The organism is Paraburkholderia nemoris, assembly GCF_905221015.1.
Classification (GTDB): domain Bacteria; phylum Pseudomonadota; class Gammaproteobacteria; order Burkholderiales; family Burkholderiaceae; genus Paraburkholderia; species Paraburkholderia nemoris.
The window spans coordinates 26,172-42,084 of sequence record NZ_CAJNBO010000004.1 but is presented as its reverse complement, the minus strand read 5'-3'; the positions used below and the strand labels follow the sequence as shown (position 1 = coordinate 42,084).

Sequence of the window (15,913 nt, the reverse complement as noted above, 5' to 3'; positions counted from 1 at the left end):
TACGGAAAAATATGAAAACTATTCACAAAACGTTCTGGGCGGCCATGACGGCTGCCAGCGTTCTACTTGCGGCTTGCGGCGGTGGAAGCGGTGGGAGCAGCGGTGACGGCAGCTCCATAGGCTGGAACGCCACGCCCGACTGGATTACCCCGCCCAACGGCTCCGGCGGTACCAGCGGCTCGGGTAACGCCGGCTATACGAGCAACATCAAAACCGACAAGAACAATACGGTAACCGTCCGCGTCGACAACTCAATGGGCAGCATCAACATGCTGTACGCCTCGATCCAGGTGTGCGCGCCCGGCACGCAGGGCAAAGGGCCGTGCGTGACCGTCGACCGCATGCTGGTCGACACCGGATCGACGGGCGTACGCATTGCGGCCAGCGCGCTGCAGTCGCTCAATTCACAGTTGCTCACGCAAGTCGGTGCTCCCGACGACAATACCCGCGCCTTCCCGATCGCCGAATGCATGACGTTTGCCTCCGGCTTCACATGGGGCTCGGTCAAGCGTGCTGACATCACGATCGGCAACCGGACGGCGAGCAACATTCCGATCCAGGTGACCGGCGACGGCGCATTTAGCACGCCAGCGGACTGCGCTGCACGCGGTGGGGCAGACCTCAGCACCGCGAGAAGTCTCGGCGCCAACGGTATCCTGGGAATTGGACACGGCGTTCAAGACTCAAAGGACGCGCTGCAGAAGGCGGTACCTGGACTCTACTACTACTGCCCATCGGCGAATTCCTGCGTCAGTACACGCATGACTGTTGCCAAGGAGGTGATGAACCCGGTCGCGGCATTCGACGCCGACTACAACGGCACGGTCATCCGCTTGCCGGCGATTGCAGCGGGCGGCCAGGCGGGTGTCTCAGGTCAGTTGATATTCGGCGTCGGCACCCAGTCGAACAATACGCCGCCGGCCAATGCCAACATCTTTGCGCTCGACGAGTACGCCACTATGACGACCCAGTATCACGGCACCGTACTTAACTGGAGCGCCATCGATAGCGGCACGAATGCGTACTTGTTCCCCGACGACGCGATTCCCACGGCTTCCGAGTGGGAGTGGTACACGCCGTCGAGCCCGCTCAACCTGACGGCAACAATGGAGCCCACCGACGGGTCCAGTCCGCCGGTTAGCGTGACCTTCCCGATCGACAACGCACTGAACTTGATAGCAAGCGGTAACGCTGCGTACAACAACGTCGGTGCGTACTCCACGCACAGCCGCATGTTCCTCTGGGGCTTGCCGTTCTTCTATGGCCGCAGCGTGTATACGGTGATCGGAAACTCCAAGATCGGCAAACTGACTGGACCGTTCGTCGCGTTCTGACGATTGCATCGTGTCTTGTTTGGGAGGCAGCGTTGCGAGACGTCTGCCTCCTGCTTTCCTACCTGCTGGCGCCGCGCGGAAGCGGCCGAATCGCATCGGCGTTTCCTACTTATCGTTAGGACGTTTCAGAGCCTCTCATTAATCGCCCGCAGGCAACATGCTCCGACCTGTTTTTTGGAGCAATGTGATGAGATTTGTAAAGATCGTGCTGGCCGTGTCGGCTCTTTTGCCGCTCGCGTCGTATGCGGCGTTGGGTGGGGCACCGGGTGCGGGTTCGGCCCCGAAGTCCTTGCTCCAATCGGCAGCGCCCACTTCCCCTTCTGCTTTAACCACGGCCTATACCGTGCGCGAGTCACATGACACCGACGGCGTCAGGATTCGCGAATACGTGCTGCCTACCAATGTCGTATTTGCCGTCTCGTGGCAAGGGCCGGTGCGCCCCGACATGGTTGCGCTACTTGGCAGCTATTTTCCGAACGCTGTCGCCGCCGGTGCGGGCCGCGCGCGCGGCACCGGTCCATTGATCGAACGCAATGGCGATTTTCAGATCGAGTCGGCAGGCAGGGCAGGAAACTTCTTCGGCAAGGCCGTTCTGCCGCGCCTCGTCCCCGCGAATGTTCGTGTTGACGATCTGCAGTGACACGGCACATCGATTTCACGGAACACAAGAAACATGACAACCCTCAATAAGAAACTTTGCTTCGCGTTGCTAACGGCTAGCTTGGCTCTATCAGCATGCGGTGGTGGCAGTGGCGACGACGGCAATTCGGACGCGACTAAAGACAACGATAAGCCGGCGACGCCGACGTCGAATCCTACGCCTTCGCCGAGTCCGAGTCCGAGTCCGAGCCCGAGTCCGAGTCCGACACCGGCTCCGACTCCGACTCCCACGCCGACGCCGACGCCGACGCCGACGCCGACACCGACACCGACTCCGACTCCGACTCCGACTCCGACTCCGACTCCGACGCCGACTCCGACACCGACACCGACTCCGACTCCGACTCCGACTCCGACTCCGACTCCGACTCCGACTCCGACGCCGACTCCGACGCCGACTCCGACGCCGACTCCGACTCCGGTCACCGACGTCAACACGGTCCCGATCATCGTCGATCGGACGATGGGCCAAACCAACATGCTTTACGTGAGCGCAACCATATGCCTCCCCGGCTCACAAGGAAGCACGCAATGCTCCACCGTCGATCATATGTTGCTCGATACCGGTTCGATTGGCGTGCGCGTGATGGCGAGTGCCTTGGATTCCACGCTCGCCTCCCGATTGCCAGCACAGACTGGGGCTACGGACGACCCGACCGGTGGTGCGCCAATCGCCCAATGTGCGCCGTTCGCCTCCGGCTATACGTGGGGGCCGGTCAAACGGGCTGACGTGGCAATCGGCGGCAAGACGGCCGGCAACCTGCCGATCCAGGTGATCGGCGAGAGCGCATATGCCACCGGACTCGCGAGCTGCGTCCCGCGCGGCGGCACTGACTTGAGCACGGTTGCCGAGCTCGGTGCAAACGGTGTGATCGGCATCGGCCATAGGGCGCGCGACTTCCCTAGCGCTGCGCAGTCCGCCTCTCCGGCGTACTACTACTATTGCGTGTCTCCGTCTTCGTGCACTAGAACGCGCGTACCGCTCGACACGCAAGTCATGAATCCGGTAGCCAACTTCACTTCGGACAACAACGGCACAATCATCCGCTTGCCGGCGTTGCCCTCCGACGGTCAAGCCACGGCCACGGGAGAACTGGTGTTCGGCGTCGGCACGCGTCAAAACAATGTGCTGCCGTCGACGGCGAATGTCGTACCTGTGGACCAGACGGGTTTCTTCACGACCATTTACAAGGGCAAATCGTTCGTCCAAAGCGCGATCGATAGCGGTTCAGGCGCGAACTTCTTCCAGGACAGCACTATTCCGGAAAACAAATATTCGTTGATGTACATACCAACGTCCGCGCTTAGCCTGACCGCCGCGCTCAAACCGAGCAATGGGTCAGCTACATCCGTGGCGGCGTCGTTCCAAGTGGGTAATGCGATGAACCTGATGGCCAGTCAGTACGCCGCTTTTGACAGTCTGGGGGCCTATCAGACTCTCTCCAATTACTTCCTGTGGGGTCTACCGTTCTTCTTCGGCCGTAGTGTGTACACCGTGCTCGAAGGCGCCAAGATCGGTACGCAGACTGGGCCGTTCGTCGCCTTCTGACAATCAGCTGCAACACAGATGTCGTGTACAAAGAAGAGGCCGGCGCCGCGAGGCGCCGGCCTCTTTTCTTGCGACCACTCCCACTGAAATCCCGCCGAATCCCACACCGCGATATCCACGCCCGCGTCCGATAAACCTCATGCGCTGCCCACCACCACCCGCAGCGTAGGCAGAGCACACCCATGCACAAAGGCGCAGCGACCATGCACCGCCGACGCCCGCTGGCCGATCGACACGCTTCGTTGCGGCGCGGCACGCACCTGAACGAGGCGCACACCCCACTCCTGCACCAATTTTGCGCCGCGTTGCGCATAACTTACCCGGCGCACCACCGCCTCACAGCACGGCATCCGCGGACTTCAAGTCGAAATTACTACATGGCATGTGCCTTGCAGTACACAAGCGGCAAGTCATGCGGGATAAGCCCTGCTGGCTGAAATCGACGCCCATAAACATTCACCATCAATGGCAAGGGGAAATACATGAAACGTCGTAGTCTGTTGAAGTTCGGCTCCATGTCGGGCGCATTGGCGCTTGCAAGTAAGGTTCCGTTTGCTCAGGCTCAATCGGGCAGCGGTCCGATCAAAGTAGGCGTTCTACATTCCTTGTCAGGCACGATGGCGATCTCGGAGACATCGCTCAAAGACACCGCGCTGATGACCATCGCGGACATCAACAAGAACGGCGGCGTCATGGGCCGCCAACTGCAGCCGGTGGTCGTGGACCCGGCGTCGAACTGGCCGCTGTTCGCCGAAAAAGCGCGTCAACTGATCACCCAGGAAAAGTGCGCGGTCGTGTTCGGCTGCTGGACGTCGGTGTCGCGCAAGTCGGTGCTGCCGGTGTTCGAAGAACTGAACGGTCTGCTGTTTTACCCGGTGCAGTACGAAGGCGAAGAAATGTCGCGCAACGTGTTCTACACGGGCGCCGCGCCGAATCAGCAAGCGATTCCGGCAACCGAATACCTGATGAGCGCGGAAGGCGGCGGCGCCAAGCGCTTCTTCCTGCTGGGCACCGACTATGTGTACCCCCGCACGACCAACAAGATCCTGCGCGCGTTCCTCAAGTCGAAAGGCGTGCAGGAAGCCGATATCCAGGAGGTCTACACGCCGTTCGGGCACAGCGACTATCAGACCATCGTCGCGAACATCAAGACCTTCTCGCAGGGCGGCAAGACCGCGGTGATCTCGACCGTCAACGGCGACTCGAACGTGCCGTTCTACAAAGAACTCGGCAACCAGGGGCTGAAGGCGTCGGACGTGCCGGTCGTCGCATTCTCGGTCGGCGAAGAAGAGCTGCGCGGCATCGATACGAAACCGCTGGTCGGCAATCTCGCGGCATGGAACTACTTCATGTCGCTGCGCAACCCGGCCAACGAGAAGTTCAAGAAGCAATGGGCCGCATGGGTCAAGGACAACAACCTGCCGGGCGGCACCAAGCGCGTGACGAATGACCCGATGGAAGCGACGTTCGTCGGCATCCATATGTGGAAGCAGGCCGTCGAAAAAGCGAAGAGCACGGATGTCGACAAGGTGCGCGTGGCGATGGTCGGCCAGACGTTTGCAGCGCCGTCGGGCTTCACGCTCGAAATGGACGGCAATCACCATCTGCACAAGCCGGTGATGATCGGCGAAGTGCGTGCCGATGGCCAGTTCAACGTGGTGTGGCGCACCAAGACCGCGATTCGCGCGCAACCGTGGAGTCCGTTCATTGCCGGCAATTCGAGCAAGCCGGATGTGGTCAGTTCGATTCCCGCGTTCCTGAAGCGCTCGCGAGTCGCCTGAGCCTGAGTCTGAACCTCCAGGGCAGAGCCGGAACTGAACCACGGCTCTGTCCAGGACACTGCAAGACGCAAGACAACGGCGTGGCACCGGCGCATCACCTCGATGCCGCGCCGCCTCGCCGGTTTTTCTTCAAAGGCCATCATGGCGTTTTCATTTCCGAAATTCGCACGACGCAGCATCGGCGGCCTCGCGCTCGCGCTTATCGTTAGCGCGCCGCTGACCGCCTTTGCGCTCGCTCCGGCCGATGTCGCGCCGCTCGCCGGTGACGACTTCGATGCGAAATCCGCGGCAATCGACAAACTGATTGCCAACCACGACAAAGAATCGCTCGCGGTGCTCAAAGCCCTGTCCGAAGACAGCGCGCTCGCCACCGATTCCGGCGCAGTGCTGTTGCAAGACGGCGACACGGCGCGCGATGCCGTCACCGGCAAGACGGTCGCCGCGGGCGACGCACAACCGGTCACTCTGAACAACCTGCTGCGCTCGAAAGTGGCGGGCGCACTCTCTGGCCTGCAACTCGATTCACCCGACGCCGCGACGCGCGACGCCGCCGTCACCGCATTGCTGCAAAACCCAGACCCGTCGATCAAACCGCTCGTCGATGCGGCGCGTGCAAAGGAAACCGACCCGGCGCTGAAGAAGCGCCTCGACACGCTGTGGGCAATGACCGCATTGCACGACGCCGACCCGGCCAAGCGTCTCGAAGCCGTGCAACTTGTCGCCGCGCGTCACGATCTCGACATGAACGAATTGCTGCGTCCGCTCGTCGCGAAGAAGCCGGACGGCACCTTCAACGAAGCGGACGATCGCGTGCGCTCCGCCGCGCAAAGCGGCATCGACGAACTCGATTCGATCCAGCGCCGCAGCCAGATCGCGGGCACATTGTTCGCGGGCTTGTCGCTCGGCAGCGTGCTGCTGCTCGCCGCATTGGGTCTCGCAATCACGTATGGGCTGATCGGCGTGATTAACATGGCGCACGGCGAATTCCTTATGATCGGCGCGTACGCCACCTACGTCGTGCAGAACCTGTTCCAGCGCTTTGCGCCCGGCGCATTCGACTGGTATCCGCTGCTGGCCGTGCCGGCGTCATTCGCTGCAGCCGGACTGGTCGGCATCGTGCTCGAACGGCTGGTGTTGAAGCATTTGTATGGCCGTCCGCTCGAAACCCTGCTAACCACCTTCGGCGTCAGCCTGATTCTGATTCAGGCGACACGCATGGTGTTCGGCGCGCAGAACGTGCAGGTGATCAACCCTGCGTGGATGAGCGGCGGCGTGACCGTGCTGCCGAATCTGATCCTGCCGTATAACCGGCTGGCGATTCTGGCGTTTTCGCTGATCGTCGTCGGGATTGCGTGGGCTGTCCTGACTAAAACCCGCTTGGGTCTGTTCGTGCGAGCCGTCACGCAAAACCGGCGGATGGCAGCATGCGTCGGCGTGAAAACCGCGCGTGTCGATTCGTATGCGTTCGCGTTTGGCGCGGGCATTGCCGGCCTGGGTGGCTGCGCGCTGTCGCAGATCGGCAATGTGGGCCCGGACCTTGGCCAGAGCTACATCATCGATTCGTTCATGGCCGTGGTGCTCGGCGGTGTCGGCCAACTCGCCGGCACGGTGATCGGCGGCTTCGGTCTCGGGTTGATCAGCAAGGCGATCGAGCCGTTCTGGGGTGCTGTGCTCGCCAAGATCGCGGTGCTCGTGCTGATCGTGCTGTTCATCCAGAAGCGTCCGCAGGGCATGTTCGCCCTCAAGGGCCGCAGCGCGGAGGCATGAGATGACATCGGCTACCTCTTCGGCTCACGTCGGCTCAGCGAGCGGCGGCGCTGTTGCCGGACGCGAAGCGCAGTCCGGCTTCGCGCTCGGCTTGCCGCCGCGTCCTGCATTGCTGTCACGCCGTGCGTGGCTCGCGCTGATCGCACTGATCATCGTGTTCGGTCTCGGCGTGCCATTCGCCACGCTGGTGGTCCCGGAAACGAGCGCGTTCCATCTGTCCGCGTACGCGATGACGATCACCGGCAAGTTCATGTGCTACGCAATCGCTGCGCTGGCACTCGATCTCGTGTGGGGCTATTGCGGCATTCTGAGCCTGGGACACGCGTTGTTCTTTGCGTTGGGCGGCTACGCGATCGGCATGTACCTGATGCGTTCGATCGGCCACGAAGGCAAATACGGCAGCGACCTGCCCGACTTCATGGTGTTTCTCGACTGGCACCAACTGCCGTGGTACTGGGAAGGCACGCAGCACCTCGGCTATGCGCTGCTGTTGGTGGTACTGGTGCCGGCGGTGGTCGCGTGGGTGTTCGGCTTCTTCACGTTCCGTTCGCGGGTGAAGGGCGTATATCTGTCGATCATCACGCAGGCGATGACGTTTGCCGCCATGCTGCTGTTCTACCGCAACGAAACGGGATTCGGCGGCAACAACGGCTTCACGGACTTCAAACGTATCGGCGGTTTTCCGATTACGCATCCGGGCACGCGCACTGCCCTTCTGCTGATCACGTTCGCGGTGTTGGTCCTGGCCTTCATCGGCGCGCGGGCAATCGTCACGTCGAAGCTCGGCCGCGTGGTCACTGCGGTACGTGACGGCGAAACGCGTTTGATGTTCCTCGGCTACAGCCCGCTCGCGTACAAACTGTTCGTATGGACCGTCTCCGCTGTTTTGTGCGGGATTGCGGGCGCGTTGTACGTGCCGCAGGTCGGCATCATCAACCCGGGCGAGATGTCGCCGGGCAACTCGATCGAGATGGCGATCTGGGTTGCGGTGGGTGGACGCGGCACGTTGATCGGACCGATCATCGGCGCGTTCGCGGTGAATGGCGCGAAGAGCTTTTTTACGGCGAACTTCCCTGAATACTGGCTGTTCTTTCTTGGTCTGATTTTCGTGCTGGTCCCGCTGTTGTTGCCGAACGGCATCATGGGGCTGATCGAAATGGTCACGCGCAAGAGGAACCGTTCATGAACGAAAACCCGATGGTTCCTGATCTTGCATTACCCGAAGAGCCTGCTGAACGGTCGCTAAGCGGTGTCGCGAGCATGGGGCACGCGGTGGTGCCGGGCGAGATCGATGTTTCGCACGGAACGATTCTGTACCTTGAAGACGTGACCGTGAGTTTCGATGGATTTCGCGCGTTGAATGCGCTGACTTTATCGATCAACGCGGGTGAGTTGCGCTGCATCATCGGGCCGAATGGTGCGGGCAAGACGACGATGATGGATGTCATCACCGGGAAGACGGAGCCGGATTCAGGCAAGGTTTTTCTGGGGCAGTCGATCGATTTGACGCGGATGAATGAGCCTTCTATTGCGCGTGCGGGGATTGGGCGCAAGTTTCAGAAGCCTACTGTTTTTGAACAGCATCCCGTGTGGGAGAACCTTGAGTTGGCCATGAAGGCTGACAAGGGATGGTGGGCTTCTTTGCGTGCGCGATTGGATCGTGAGGCGCAAGCGCGGATTGAAGAGACGTTGGCTTTGATTGGCTTGGAGAGCGAAGCACGGCGGCTTGCCGGTGAGTTGTCGCATGGACAGAAACAGCGGCTCGAGATCGGCATGTTGCTGATGCAGAAACCGGCGCTGCTGTTGCTCGACGAGCCCGCCGCGGGCATGACCGACGACGAGACCATGCAATTGGCTGAGCTGCTCAATCACTTGCGCGGGAGTTGTTCGATGATGGTTGTCGAACACGATATGGAGTTTGTCGCGGCGCTTTCGGGTGAGAAGGGCAAGGTCACGGTGATGGCCGAAGGGCGAGTGCTCGCCCACGGCACGCTTGATGAGGTGAAGAGAGATGAGACGGTGATCGAGTCTTATCTCGGGCGGTAACGGCCACAATCAAATCACGGCCGCAAAAAGCCACCAGAATTCAAGGATCGACCGACATGTTAGAAGTAGAAAACCTCAACCAGTACTACGGCGGCAGCCACATTCTCCGTGATGTGAAACTCACCGTGCCTGACGGCAAGCTCACCGTGTTGCTCGGTCGCAATGGCGTGGGCAAAACAACCTTGCTTCGATGCCTGATGGGCGTCGTCCAGACCAAGAGCGGCTCGATTGCCTGGCGGGGCGCACCGATCACCAAGCTGCCGACCTACTCACGCGTTGAGAAAGGTCTCGCCTACGTCCCGCAAGGCCGCGACATCTTCCCGCGGCTAACCGTCGAAGAAAATCTGTTGGTCGGCGCTGCCAGCAAAAAAGCCCCGAAGAAAGTCCCGGATCGTATCTACGAACTCTTCCCCGTCCTGAAGGACATGCGCAGCCGCCGCGGCGGTGATCTCTCCGGCGGCCAACAACAACAGCTCGCAATCGGCCGTGCGCTGATGAGCGATCCACAGTTGCTGATCCTCGATGAACCCACCGAAGGTATCCAACCATCGATCATTCAGGACATTGGCCGCACGCTGCGTCAGTTGGTCGAAGAAATGGGCATGACCGTGCTGCTCGTCGAACAGTATTACGACTTCGCCAAAGAGATCGCTGATCGGTATTGGGTGATGAGCCGCGGTGAAATCGTCGCGGGCGGCGAAGGCGCCAACATGGATACGGACGGCGTACGTGCACTGATCGCCGTCTGAGCGGCACAAACAGCACAAACAGCACGGCGTGCTATTCTCGCCGCATCCTGTGGCAACGCGGCTCGTCGTTGCCTAACGCGTGCAGGCACGCTGCGCATTGACGCGTCTGTTGCCGCGTCAGTTACTGTGCCCAATAGCGCGCCTAGCCGCTCATTCATTCGCAAGTCCGCTCGCATGTCGCTTCACGAAAACCACGCTGCACTCGCCACCGCGCAACCCACTGCGCACTCACAATGGCGCGCGCGCCTCGAACTCGGCTTCGTCAAAGACGGCGAACGGACCACGCTCAAGCATCGGCTGCATGATGGTCCGTTGCGCGTGCAACGGCCGCTCTATCCGGAAGGCCATGCGATCTGCCACGCAGTAATCGTGCATCCGCCGGGTGGGATCGCGGGCGGCGATCAACTCGATATCGAGGTGGATGTCGGCGACGGTGCCCATGCCGTGATCACGACGCCCGGCGCAACCAAGTGGTACAAGTCCAATGGCCGTGCGGCGCGGCAGAATATTTCGGTGCGTGTCGGCCCTCAGGCAAAGCTCGACTGGCTGCCGCAGAACAATATCGTTTTCGATCAAGCCAACGCGATGCTGGATTTTTCGCTGACGCTTGGCGAAGGCGCTACCGCGATTGGGTGGGACGCGACTCAGCTCGGGCGGCAAGCGGCTGGTGAGCGATGGTCAAACGGGCAGTTGCGAGCCGTATCGCGGATCGTTGGAGCGAATGGCGAGGCGCTGTGGCTCGAACGCGCGAGCCTCAGCGCGGATGATTCATTGCGGGATGCCGCGCAAGGCCTGGCCGGGTTTCCTGCGTATGGCACGCTCTGGGCGGTCGGGACGGCCTGCGATGACGCACTCGCTGAAGCGCTCACTGCCCAGCTACCGTTTGATGAATCGTTGCGGGCGGCGGCTTCCTGTGTCACTGAAGGGGTTTTACTCGTGCGGGCGGTTTCGCGGTCAATGGAGACGCTGCAGCGTGCTTTGACTCAATGCTGGCTTCAGTTGCGCCCAGTCGTGCATGGTGTCGACGCTGTGCCACTTCGAATCTGGTCGACCTGATTCGCACATCAGCAAAGGCGCCTCGCAGCCCGAGCGCGCCTTTCACCTTCGTAAGCCATCACAAGCACCAATCCGGCGCATTTGACTGCTCCAAGTCGGTGCGTCACCGCATCTTTCACCCCGCCAAGCCATGCTGCACCGCCATGGCACATACCTTGCGTCGAATCCCCCACGATGCTGCCGCGTCCTGACGGCAGCCGACCACCCGCCACCACCGCTCGCCTAACATGACCCGATCGACCCTTCGCCCTGCGCGTCGCGCCTGGCTCGCCGCACTGCTGCTCTCGCCCGTCCTCGCCATCAATGCGCCCGCTGCCCACGCGGATACGCTCGACAACATCACCAAAGCCGGCGTGCTGAAAGTCGCAGTTCCCGAGGACTATCCGCCGTTCGGCTCGGTCGGCGCGGATATGAAACCGCAAGGCTACGACATCGATACCGCCGCGATGCTCGCGAAGTCGATGAACGTGAAGCTCGAACTCGTGCCGGTCAACAGCGCGAACCGTATTCCGTATTTGCAAACGGGTAAGGTCGATCTGGTGATCTCGTCGCTCGGCAAAACGCCTGAGCGCGACAAGGTCATCGATTTCTCGACGGCGTATGCGCCGTATTACCAAGGCGTGTTCGGTCCCGCCGACATCAAGGTCACCGGCCCCGCCGATCTCACCGGCAAGACGGTCGGCGCGACGCGCGGCGCGCTCGAAGAAATCGGTCTCACGCAAATGGCGCCGAACGCCACCATCAAACGCTTCGAAGATAACAACGCGACCATCGCCGCGTTTCTCTCGGGCCAAGTGCAGTTGATCGCTGCCGGCAATATCGTCGCCGCCGCGATCAATGCGAAGAATCCGCCGCGCCGTCCGGAACCTAAGTTCGTCATAAAGGATTCGCCATGTTTCGTCGGCATGAATAAGAATGAAAGCCGGCTGCAGGCGAAGGTCAACGCCGCCATCGCCCAAGCGAAGGCGGACGGCACGCTCAACACGATGTCGAAGAAGTGGTTCGGCGCACCCTTGCCGGCCAACCTGTAAGCAGGTCGTTAATTCAGCTTGATATCTTTGTAAGCTGATCTGGCAGTAAGCTTGTCGCGGTTTGTTTCGCGTCGTATTTCGATGCGGCCGCGACGGCGCACAACGAAGCGCGACCCCGATCGCATCCAACGCCTGTCCTGGCTGGGACGGGCGTAACCCAACCTGACATCCGATGAAGCTGACACCTCGCGAGAAGGACAAGCTGCTGATCTTCACCGCCGCGCTGCTCGCCGAACGGCGCCGCGCTCGCGGCCTCAAACTGAATTACCCGGAAGCGATCGCTTTCATCACCGCCGCGCTGATGGAAGCGGCCCGTGACGGCAAAACGGTCGCCGAGGTCATGCACTACGGCACCACGCTGCTGACGCGCGCCGACGTGATGGAAGGCGTGCCGGAAATGATCCCCGACATCCAGGTCGAAGCCACGTTCCCCGACGGCACCAAGCTCGTCACCGTTCATCACCCGATCCCCTAATCACGCAAGGCAGCCCCATGATTCCCGGCGAACTCCTCATCGACGACGGCGAACACGAACTCAACGCGGGCCGCGCCACCGTTACGGTGGTCGTGTCGAATACCGGCGACCGTCCGGTGCAGATCGGCTCGCACTATCACTTCTATGAAGTGAACGAGGCGCTCTCCTTCGATCGTGAAGCGGCGCGCGGCTTCCGGCTCAACATCGCAGCGGGCACCGCCGTGCGCTTCGAGCCCGGCCAGGAACGCACGGTCGAACTGGTCGAACTGGCGGGCGACCGCGTCGTCTACGGCTTCAACGGCAAGGTGATGGGCAAGCTCTGATGCGCCAACCGCGCACGCTTGCTCTGACCACCCTGCTCATTTCCGGACCCTCATCATGACATTACGCATCGGCCGCCGCGCATACGCGGAAATGTTCGGCCCCACCACTGGCGACCGCGTGCGCCTCGCCGATACCGAGTTGCTGATCGAAGTCGAACGCGACTTCACGACTTACGGCGAAGAAGTGAAATTCGGCGGCGGCAAAGTGATTCGCGACGGCATGGGCCAGTCGCAACGCGTGCATGCCGACGTGGTCGATACCGTCGTGACGAATGCGGTGATTCTCGATCACTGGGGCATCGTCAAGGCCGACATCGGTATCAAGAACGGCCGCATCGCCGCGATCGGCAAAGCGGGCAATCCCGACATCCAGCCGAACGTAACGATCGCAATCGGGGCGTCCACCGAAGTGATCGCCGGCGAAGGCCTGATCGTGACGGCGGGTGGCATCGATACGCACATCCACTTCATCAGCCCGCAGCAGATCGAAGAAGCACTCGCGAGCGGCGTGACGACCATGCTCGGCGGCGGCACGGGTCCGGCAACGGGTACGAACGCGACGACTTGCACGCCGGGTCCGTGGCATCTCGAACGCATGCTGCAAGCGGCCGATGGTTATCCGATGAATCTCGGCTTTCTCGGCAAGGGCAATGTGAGTCAGCCGCAGCCTGCTTTGGAGCAGATCGCCGCTGGCGCGATCGGTTTGAAGCTGCACGAAGACTGGGGCACGACGCCGGCTGCAATCGACAACTGTCTTTCCGTCGCCGACGACACCGACACGCAGGTCGCGATCCACACAGATACGCTGAACGAAGCCGGTTTTGTGGAAGCGACTGTGGCCGCGTTCAAGGGCCGCACGATCCACACGTATCACACGGAAGGCGCAGGCGGCGGCCACGCTCCGGACATCATCAAGGTGTGCGGCGAAGCGAACGTGCTGCCCTCGTCGACCAATCCGACGCGGCCGTACACCGTCAACACGCTCGAAGAGCATCTCGACATGCTGATGGTGTGCCATCACCTGGACCCGTCGATTGCGGAAGATATCGCGTTTGCCGAGTCGCGCATTCGTCGCGAGACCATTGCTGCCGAAGACATCCTGCACGACCTCGGCGCGTTGTCGATGCTGTCGTCGGATTCGCAGGCGATGGGACGCGTGGGCGAAGTGATCATCCGCACGTGGCAGACCGCGCACAAGATGAAGGTGCAGCGCGGCGCGCTTCCTGAAGATAACGCGCGGCACGACAATTTCCGCGCGAAGCGTTATGTCGCCAAGTACACCATCAACCCGGCCATCACGCACGGCATCTCGCATGAAGTCGGCTCGATCGAGCCGGGCAAGTGGGCCGATCTGGTGTTCTGGGAGCCGGCGTTTTTCGGCATCAAACCGTCGCTGATTCTGAAGGGCGGCATGATCGCGATGGCGCAGATGGGCGACCCGAACGCGTCGATTCCGACGCCGCAACCGGTCCACTATCGCGAGATGTTCGCGACGCGTGGCGGTGCGTTGGGACGCACTTCCCTGACCTTCGTTTCGCAGCTGGCTGCGGACGCGGGTGTCGGCGAACGTTATGGTCTGAACAAGCGTATCGTTGCTGTGAAGAACTGCCGCAAGATCACGAAGGCGGACATGATTCACAACGCGTGGCGTCCGGCGATCAGCGTCGATCCTGAGACGTATCAGGTTATTGCTGATGGTCAGTTGCTGACTTGCGAGCCGGCAACTGTACTGCCGATGGCGCAACGTTACTTTCTGTTCTAAACCATGCGCACTATCGACAAACTGATTGCGCCGCATTTGAAGTTGGCGCCTGTGCTGGTGAAGCGCGCGCCGACTTTGACGCTTGCTTTTGATGACCGCCGTAAGAGCCGTCTCGCGGCAACGCTGGATAACGGTGAGGAAGTCGCGTTGTTATTGCCGCGCGGCACGGTGCTGCGCGACGGCGATGTTCTGGTCGCTGATGATGGCGGTTTGGTACGCGTAGTCGCCGCTCCTGAAGCCGTGTTGGTTGTGCGCGCCAGGGATGCGTTGACGCTGACGCGTGCCGCTTATCACCTCGGCAATCGTCATACGCCCGTTGAAGTCGGTGCGGATTATCTGAAGCTTGAATACGATCCGGTTCTTGCCGATATGTTGAAGCGTATCGGCGCGAGCGTGGATCAGGTGTCGATGCCGTTCCAGCCGGAATCGGGTGCGTATGGCGGCGGCCACAAGCATGGTCACGATGAGACCTTTGCTGAAGACTATGCGTTAGCTCAGCAGGTGTTCGGCGAGCATCATGGGCATGAGCACGCTCACGATCATGAGCATGGTCACTCCCATGATCACGAACACGGTCACAGCCACGCGCACGGTCGCTCGCATGACCATGACCATGACCACGACCATTCGCACGATCCCAAAGACGACGATCACGTCCACGACGAATCGTGCAGCCACGGGCATCATCACCATGCGCATCGCTGAGCTCACAGCGCTGCTGCATCTCGCGTCGCCGGCATTGCCGATCGGCGCGTTCAGCTACTCGCAGGGTCTCGAAGCCGCGATCGAAGCGCAACTCATCACCGACGCCGATTCCGCACGCGATTGGATCGCGAGCGGCCTAACCGACGTGCTCGCGCGTGGCGAACTGCCGTTTCTCGCACATCAAATGGAACGTTGGCGTGCGCACGACGCAGACGGCTTGCGCGAAGCAAACAGCGAATTCCTGGCAAGCCGTGAGTCCGCCGAACTCAGACGCGAAACGGAACAAATGGGCTGGTCGCTGCGTCAGTTGTGCGTCTCGCTCGAATGGGGCGACGCAGAACGGCGCATGACTTTGGCATCACTCAAACCCTTAGCCCAACCCACGGCTTTCGCCTTCGCCGCGTTCGCCCACGACGCGGCGCCGGACGCCGCTCTTGCGGCCTACGCATTCAGCTGGGTAGAAAACCAGGCCGCTGCCGCATTGAAGGCCGTGCCACTCGGCCAACTCGCCGGTCAACGCATCATCGTCGCGTTACGCGAACCGATCGATGCCGCCGTCACGCGCGCCTTGGCCACTTCACCCGACAACATCAACACCTTCGCGCCGCAATTGGGCATTCTGTCGGCGCGTCACGAGTCGCAGTATTCGCGGCTCTTTCGCTCATAAAGAAATCC

Annotated in this window: 15 protein-coding genes and 1 pseudogene; 15 read left to right on the top strand and 1 reads right to left on the bottom strand. The window is 61.3% G+C overall.

What is annotated here, in order from left to right:
* Window positions 1-11: 11 nt before the first annotated feature.
* Both KHO33_RS07100 and KHO33_RS07095 read left to right on the top strand, forming a co-directional pair.
* Entirely contained in the window at window positions 12-1,334 is a 1,323-nt protein-coding gene (locus tag KHO33_RS07100) for a DUF3443 domain-containing protein (RefSeq protein ID WP_200564298.1), read from the top strand.
* 187 nt (window positions 1,335-1,521) lie between these two features.
* Window positions 1,522-1,974 carry a DUF2844 domain-containing protein gene (locus tag KHO33_RS07095; RefSeq protein WP_200564296.1) on the top strand — a complete coding sequence of 151 codons (453 nt, stop codon included), beginning with the start codon at window positions 1,522-1,524 and terminating at the stop codon, window positions 1,972-1,974.
* A gap of 175 nt (window positions 1,975-2,149) precedes the next feature.
* Here the strand turns inward: KHO33_RS07095 and KHO33_RS42025 are convergent, their stop codons facing one another.
* Complete coding sequence (locus tag KHO33_RS42025; RefSeq protein WP_234480496.1) at window positions 2,150-2,323, bottom strand: hypothetical protein; 174 nt, start codon at window positions 2,321-2,323, stop codon at window positions 2,150-2,152.
* A 113-nt stretch (window positions 2,324-2,436) separates the two neighbouring features.
* Here KHO33_RS42025 and KHO33_RS07090 point away from each other — a divergent pair.
* The 13 genes and pseudogenes from KHO33_RS07090 to KHO33_RS07030 form a co-directional block, all read left to right on the top strand.
* Window positions 2,437-3,543, top strand: a pseudogene (locus KHO33_RS07090) (DUF3443 domain-containing protein); the annotation flags it as partial.
* Between the two features lie 482 nt (window positions 3,544-4,025).
* The gene (gene urtA / locus KHO33_RS07085) at window positions 4,026-5,324 is read left to right on the top strand and encodes an urea ABC transporter substrate-binding protein (protein ID WP_054041811.1); all 1,299 of its coding nucleotides are present in this window, start codon (window positions 4,026-4,028) and stop codon (window positions 5,322-5,324) included.
* Between the two features lie 141 nt (window positions 5,325-5,465).
* Window positions 5,466-7,091: an urea ABC transporter permease subunit UrtB gene (gene urtB / locus KHO33_RS07080; protein ID WP_234480495.1), complete on the top strand. Its 1,626-nt coding sequence runs from the start codon at window positions 5,466-5,468 to the stop codon at window positions 7,089-7,091.
* A 1-nt stretch (window position 7,092) separates the two neighbouring features.
* Complete coding sequence (gene urtC / locus KHO33_RS07075) at window positions 7,093-8,277, top strand: urea ABC transporter permease subunit UrtC (protein WP_054041809.1); 1,185 nt, start codon at window positions 7,093-7,095, stop codon at window positions 8,275-8,277.
* Window positions 8,274-9,137, top strand: a complete 864-nt coding sequence (urtD, locus tag KHO33_RS07070) for an urea ABC transporter ATP-binding protein UrtD (RefSeq protein WP_054041807.1) — start codon at window positions 8,274-8,276, stop codon at window positions 9,135-9,137. Before urtC ends, urtD begins: the two co-directional genes overlap by 4 nt.
* 56 nt (window positions 9,138-9,193) lie before the next feature.
* Window positions 9,194-9,886 carry an urea ABC transporter ATP-binding subunit UrtE gene (urtE, locus tag KHO33_RS07065; protein WP_200564291.1) on the top strand — a complete coding sequence of 231 codons (693 nt, stop codon included), beginning with the start codon at window positions 9,194-9,196 and terminating at the stop codon, window positions 9,884-9,886.
* Between the two features lie 174 nt (window positions 9,887-10,060).
* Complete coding sequence (locus KHO33_RS07060; protein WP_054041804.1) at window positions 10,061-10,942, top strand: urease accessory protein UreD; 882 nt, start codon at window positions 10,061-10,063, stop codon at window positions 10,940-10,942.
* Between the two features lie 227 nt (window positions 10,943-11,169).
* The gene (locus tag KHO33_RS07055) at window positions 11,170-11,973 is read left to right on the top strand and encodes a transporter substrate-binding domain-containing protein (RefSeq protein WP_054041802.1); all 804 of its coding nucleotides are present in this window, start codon (window positions 11,170-11,172) and stop codon (window positions 11,971-11,973) included.
* A 172-nt stretch (window positions 11,974-12,145) separates the two neighbouring features.
* Complete coding sequence (gene ureA / locus KHO33_RS07050) at window positions 12,146-12,448, top strand: urease subunit gamma (protein ID WP_054041799.1); 303 nt, start codon at window positions 12,146-12,148, stop codon at window positions 12,446-12,448.
* A 17-nt stretch (window positions 12,449-12,465) separates the two neighbouring features.
* Window positions 12,466-12,771, top strand: a complete 306-nt coding sequence (locus KHO33_RS07045; protein WP_054041797.1) for an urease subunit beta — start codon at window positions 12,466-12,468, stop codon at window positions 12,769-12,771.
* 55 nt (window positions 12,772-12,826) lie between these two features.
* Window positions 12,827-14,533: an urease subunit alpha gene (gene ureC / locus KHO33_RS07040; RefSeq protein WP_093636312.1), complete on the top strand. Its 1,707-nt coding sequence runs from the start codon at window positions 12,827-12,829 to the stop codon at window positions 14,531-14,533.
* A 3-nt stretch (window positions 14,534-14,536) separates the two neighbouring features.
* Entirely contained in the window at window positions 14,537-15,238 is a 702-nt protein-coding gene (gene ureE, locus KHO33_RS07035; RefSeq protein WP_200564289.1) for an urease accessory protein UreE, read from the top strand.
* The gene (locus KHO33_RS07030; RefSeq protein ID WP_200564474.1) at window positions 15,225-15,905 is read left to right on the top strand and encodes an urease accessory protein UreF; all 681 of its coding nucleotides are present in this window, start codon (window positions 15,225-15,227) and stop codon (window positions 15,903-15,905) included. Before ureE ends, KHO33_RS07030 begins: the two co-directional genes overlap by 14 nt.
* Window positions 15,906-15,913: the final 8 nt, after the last annotated feature.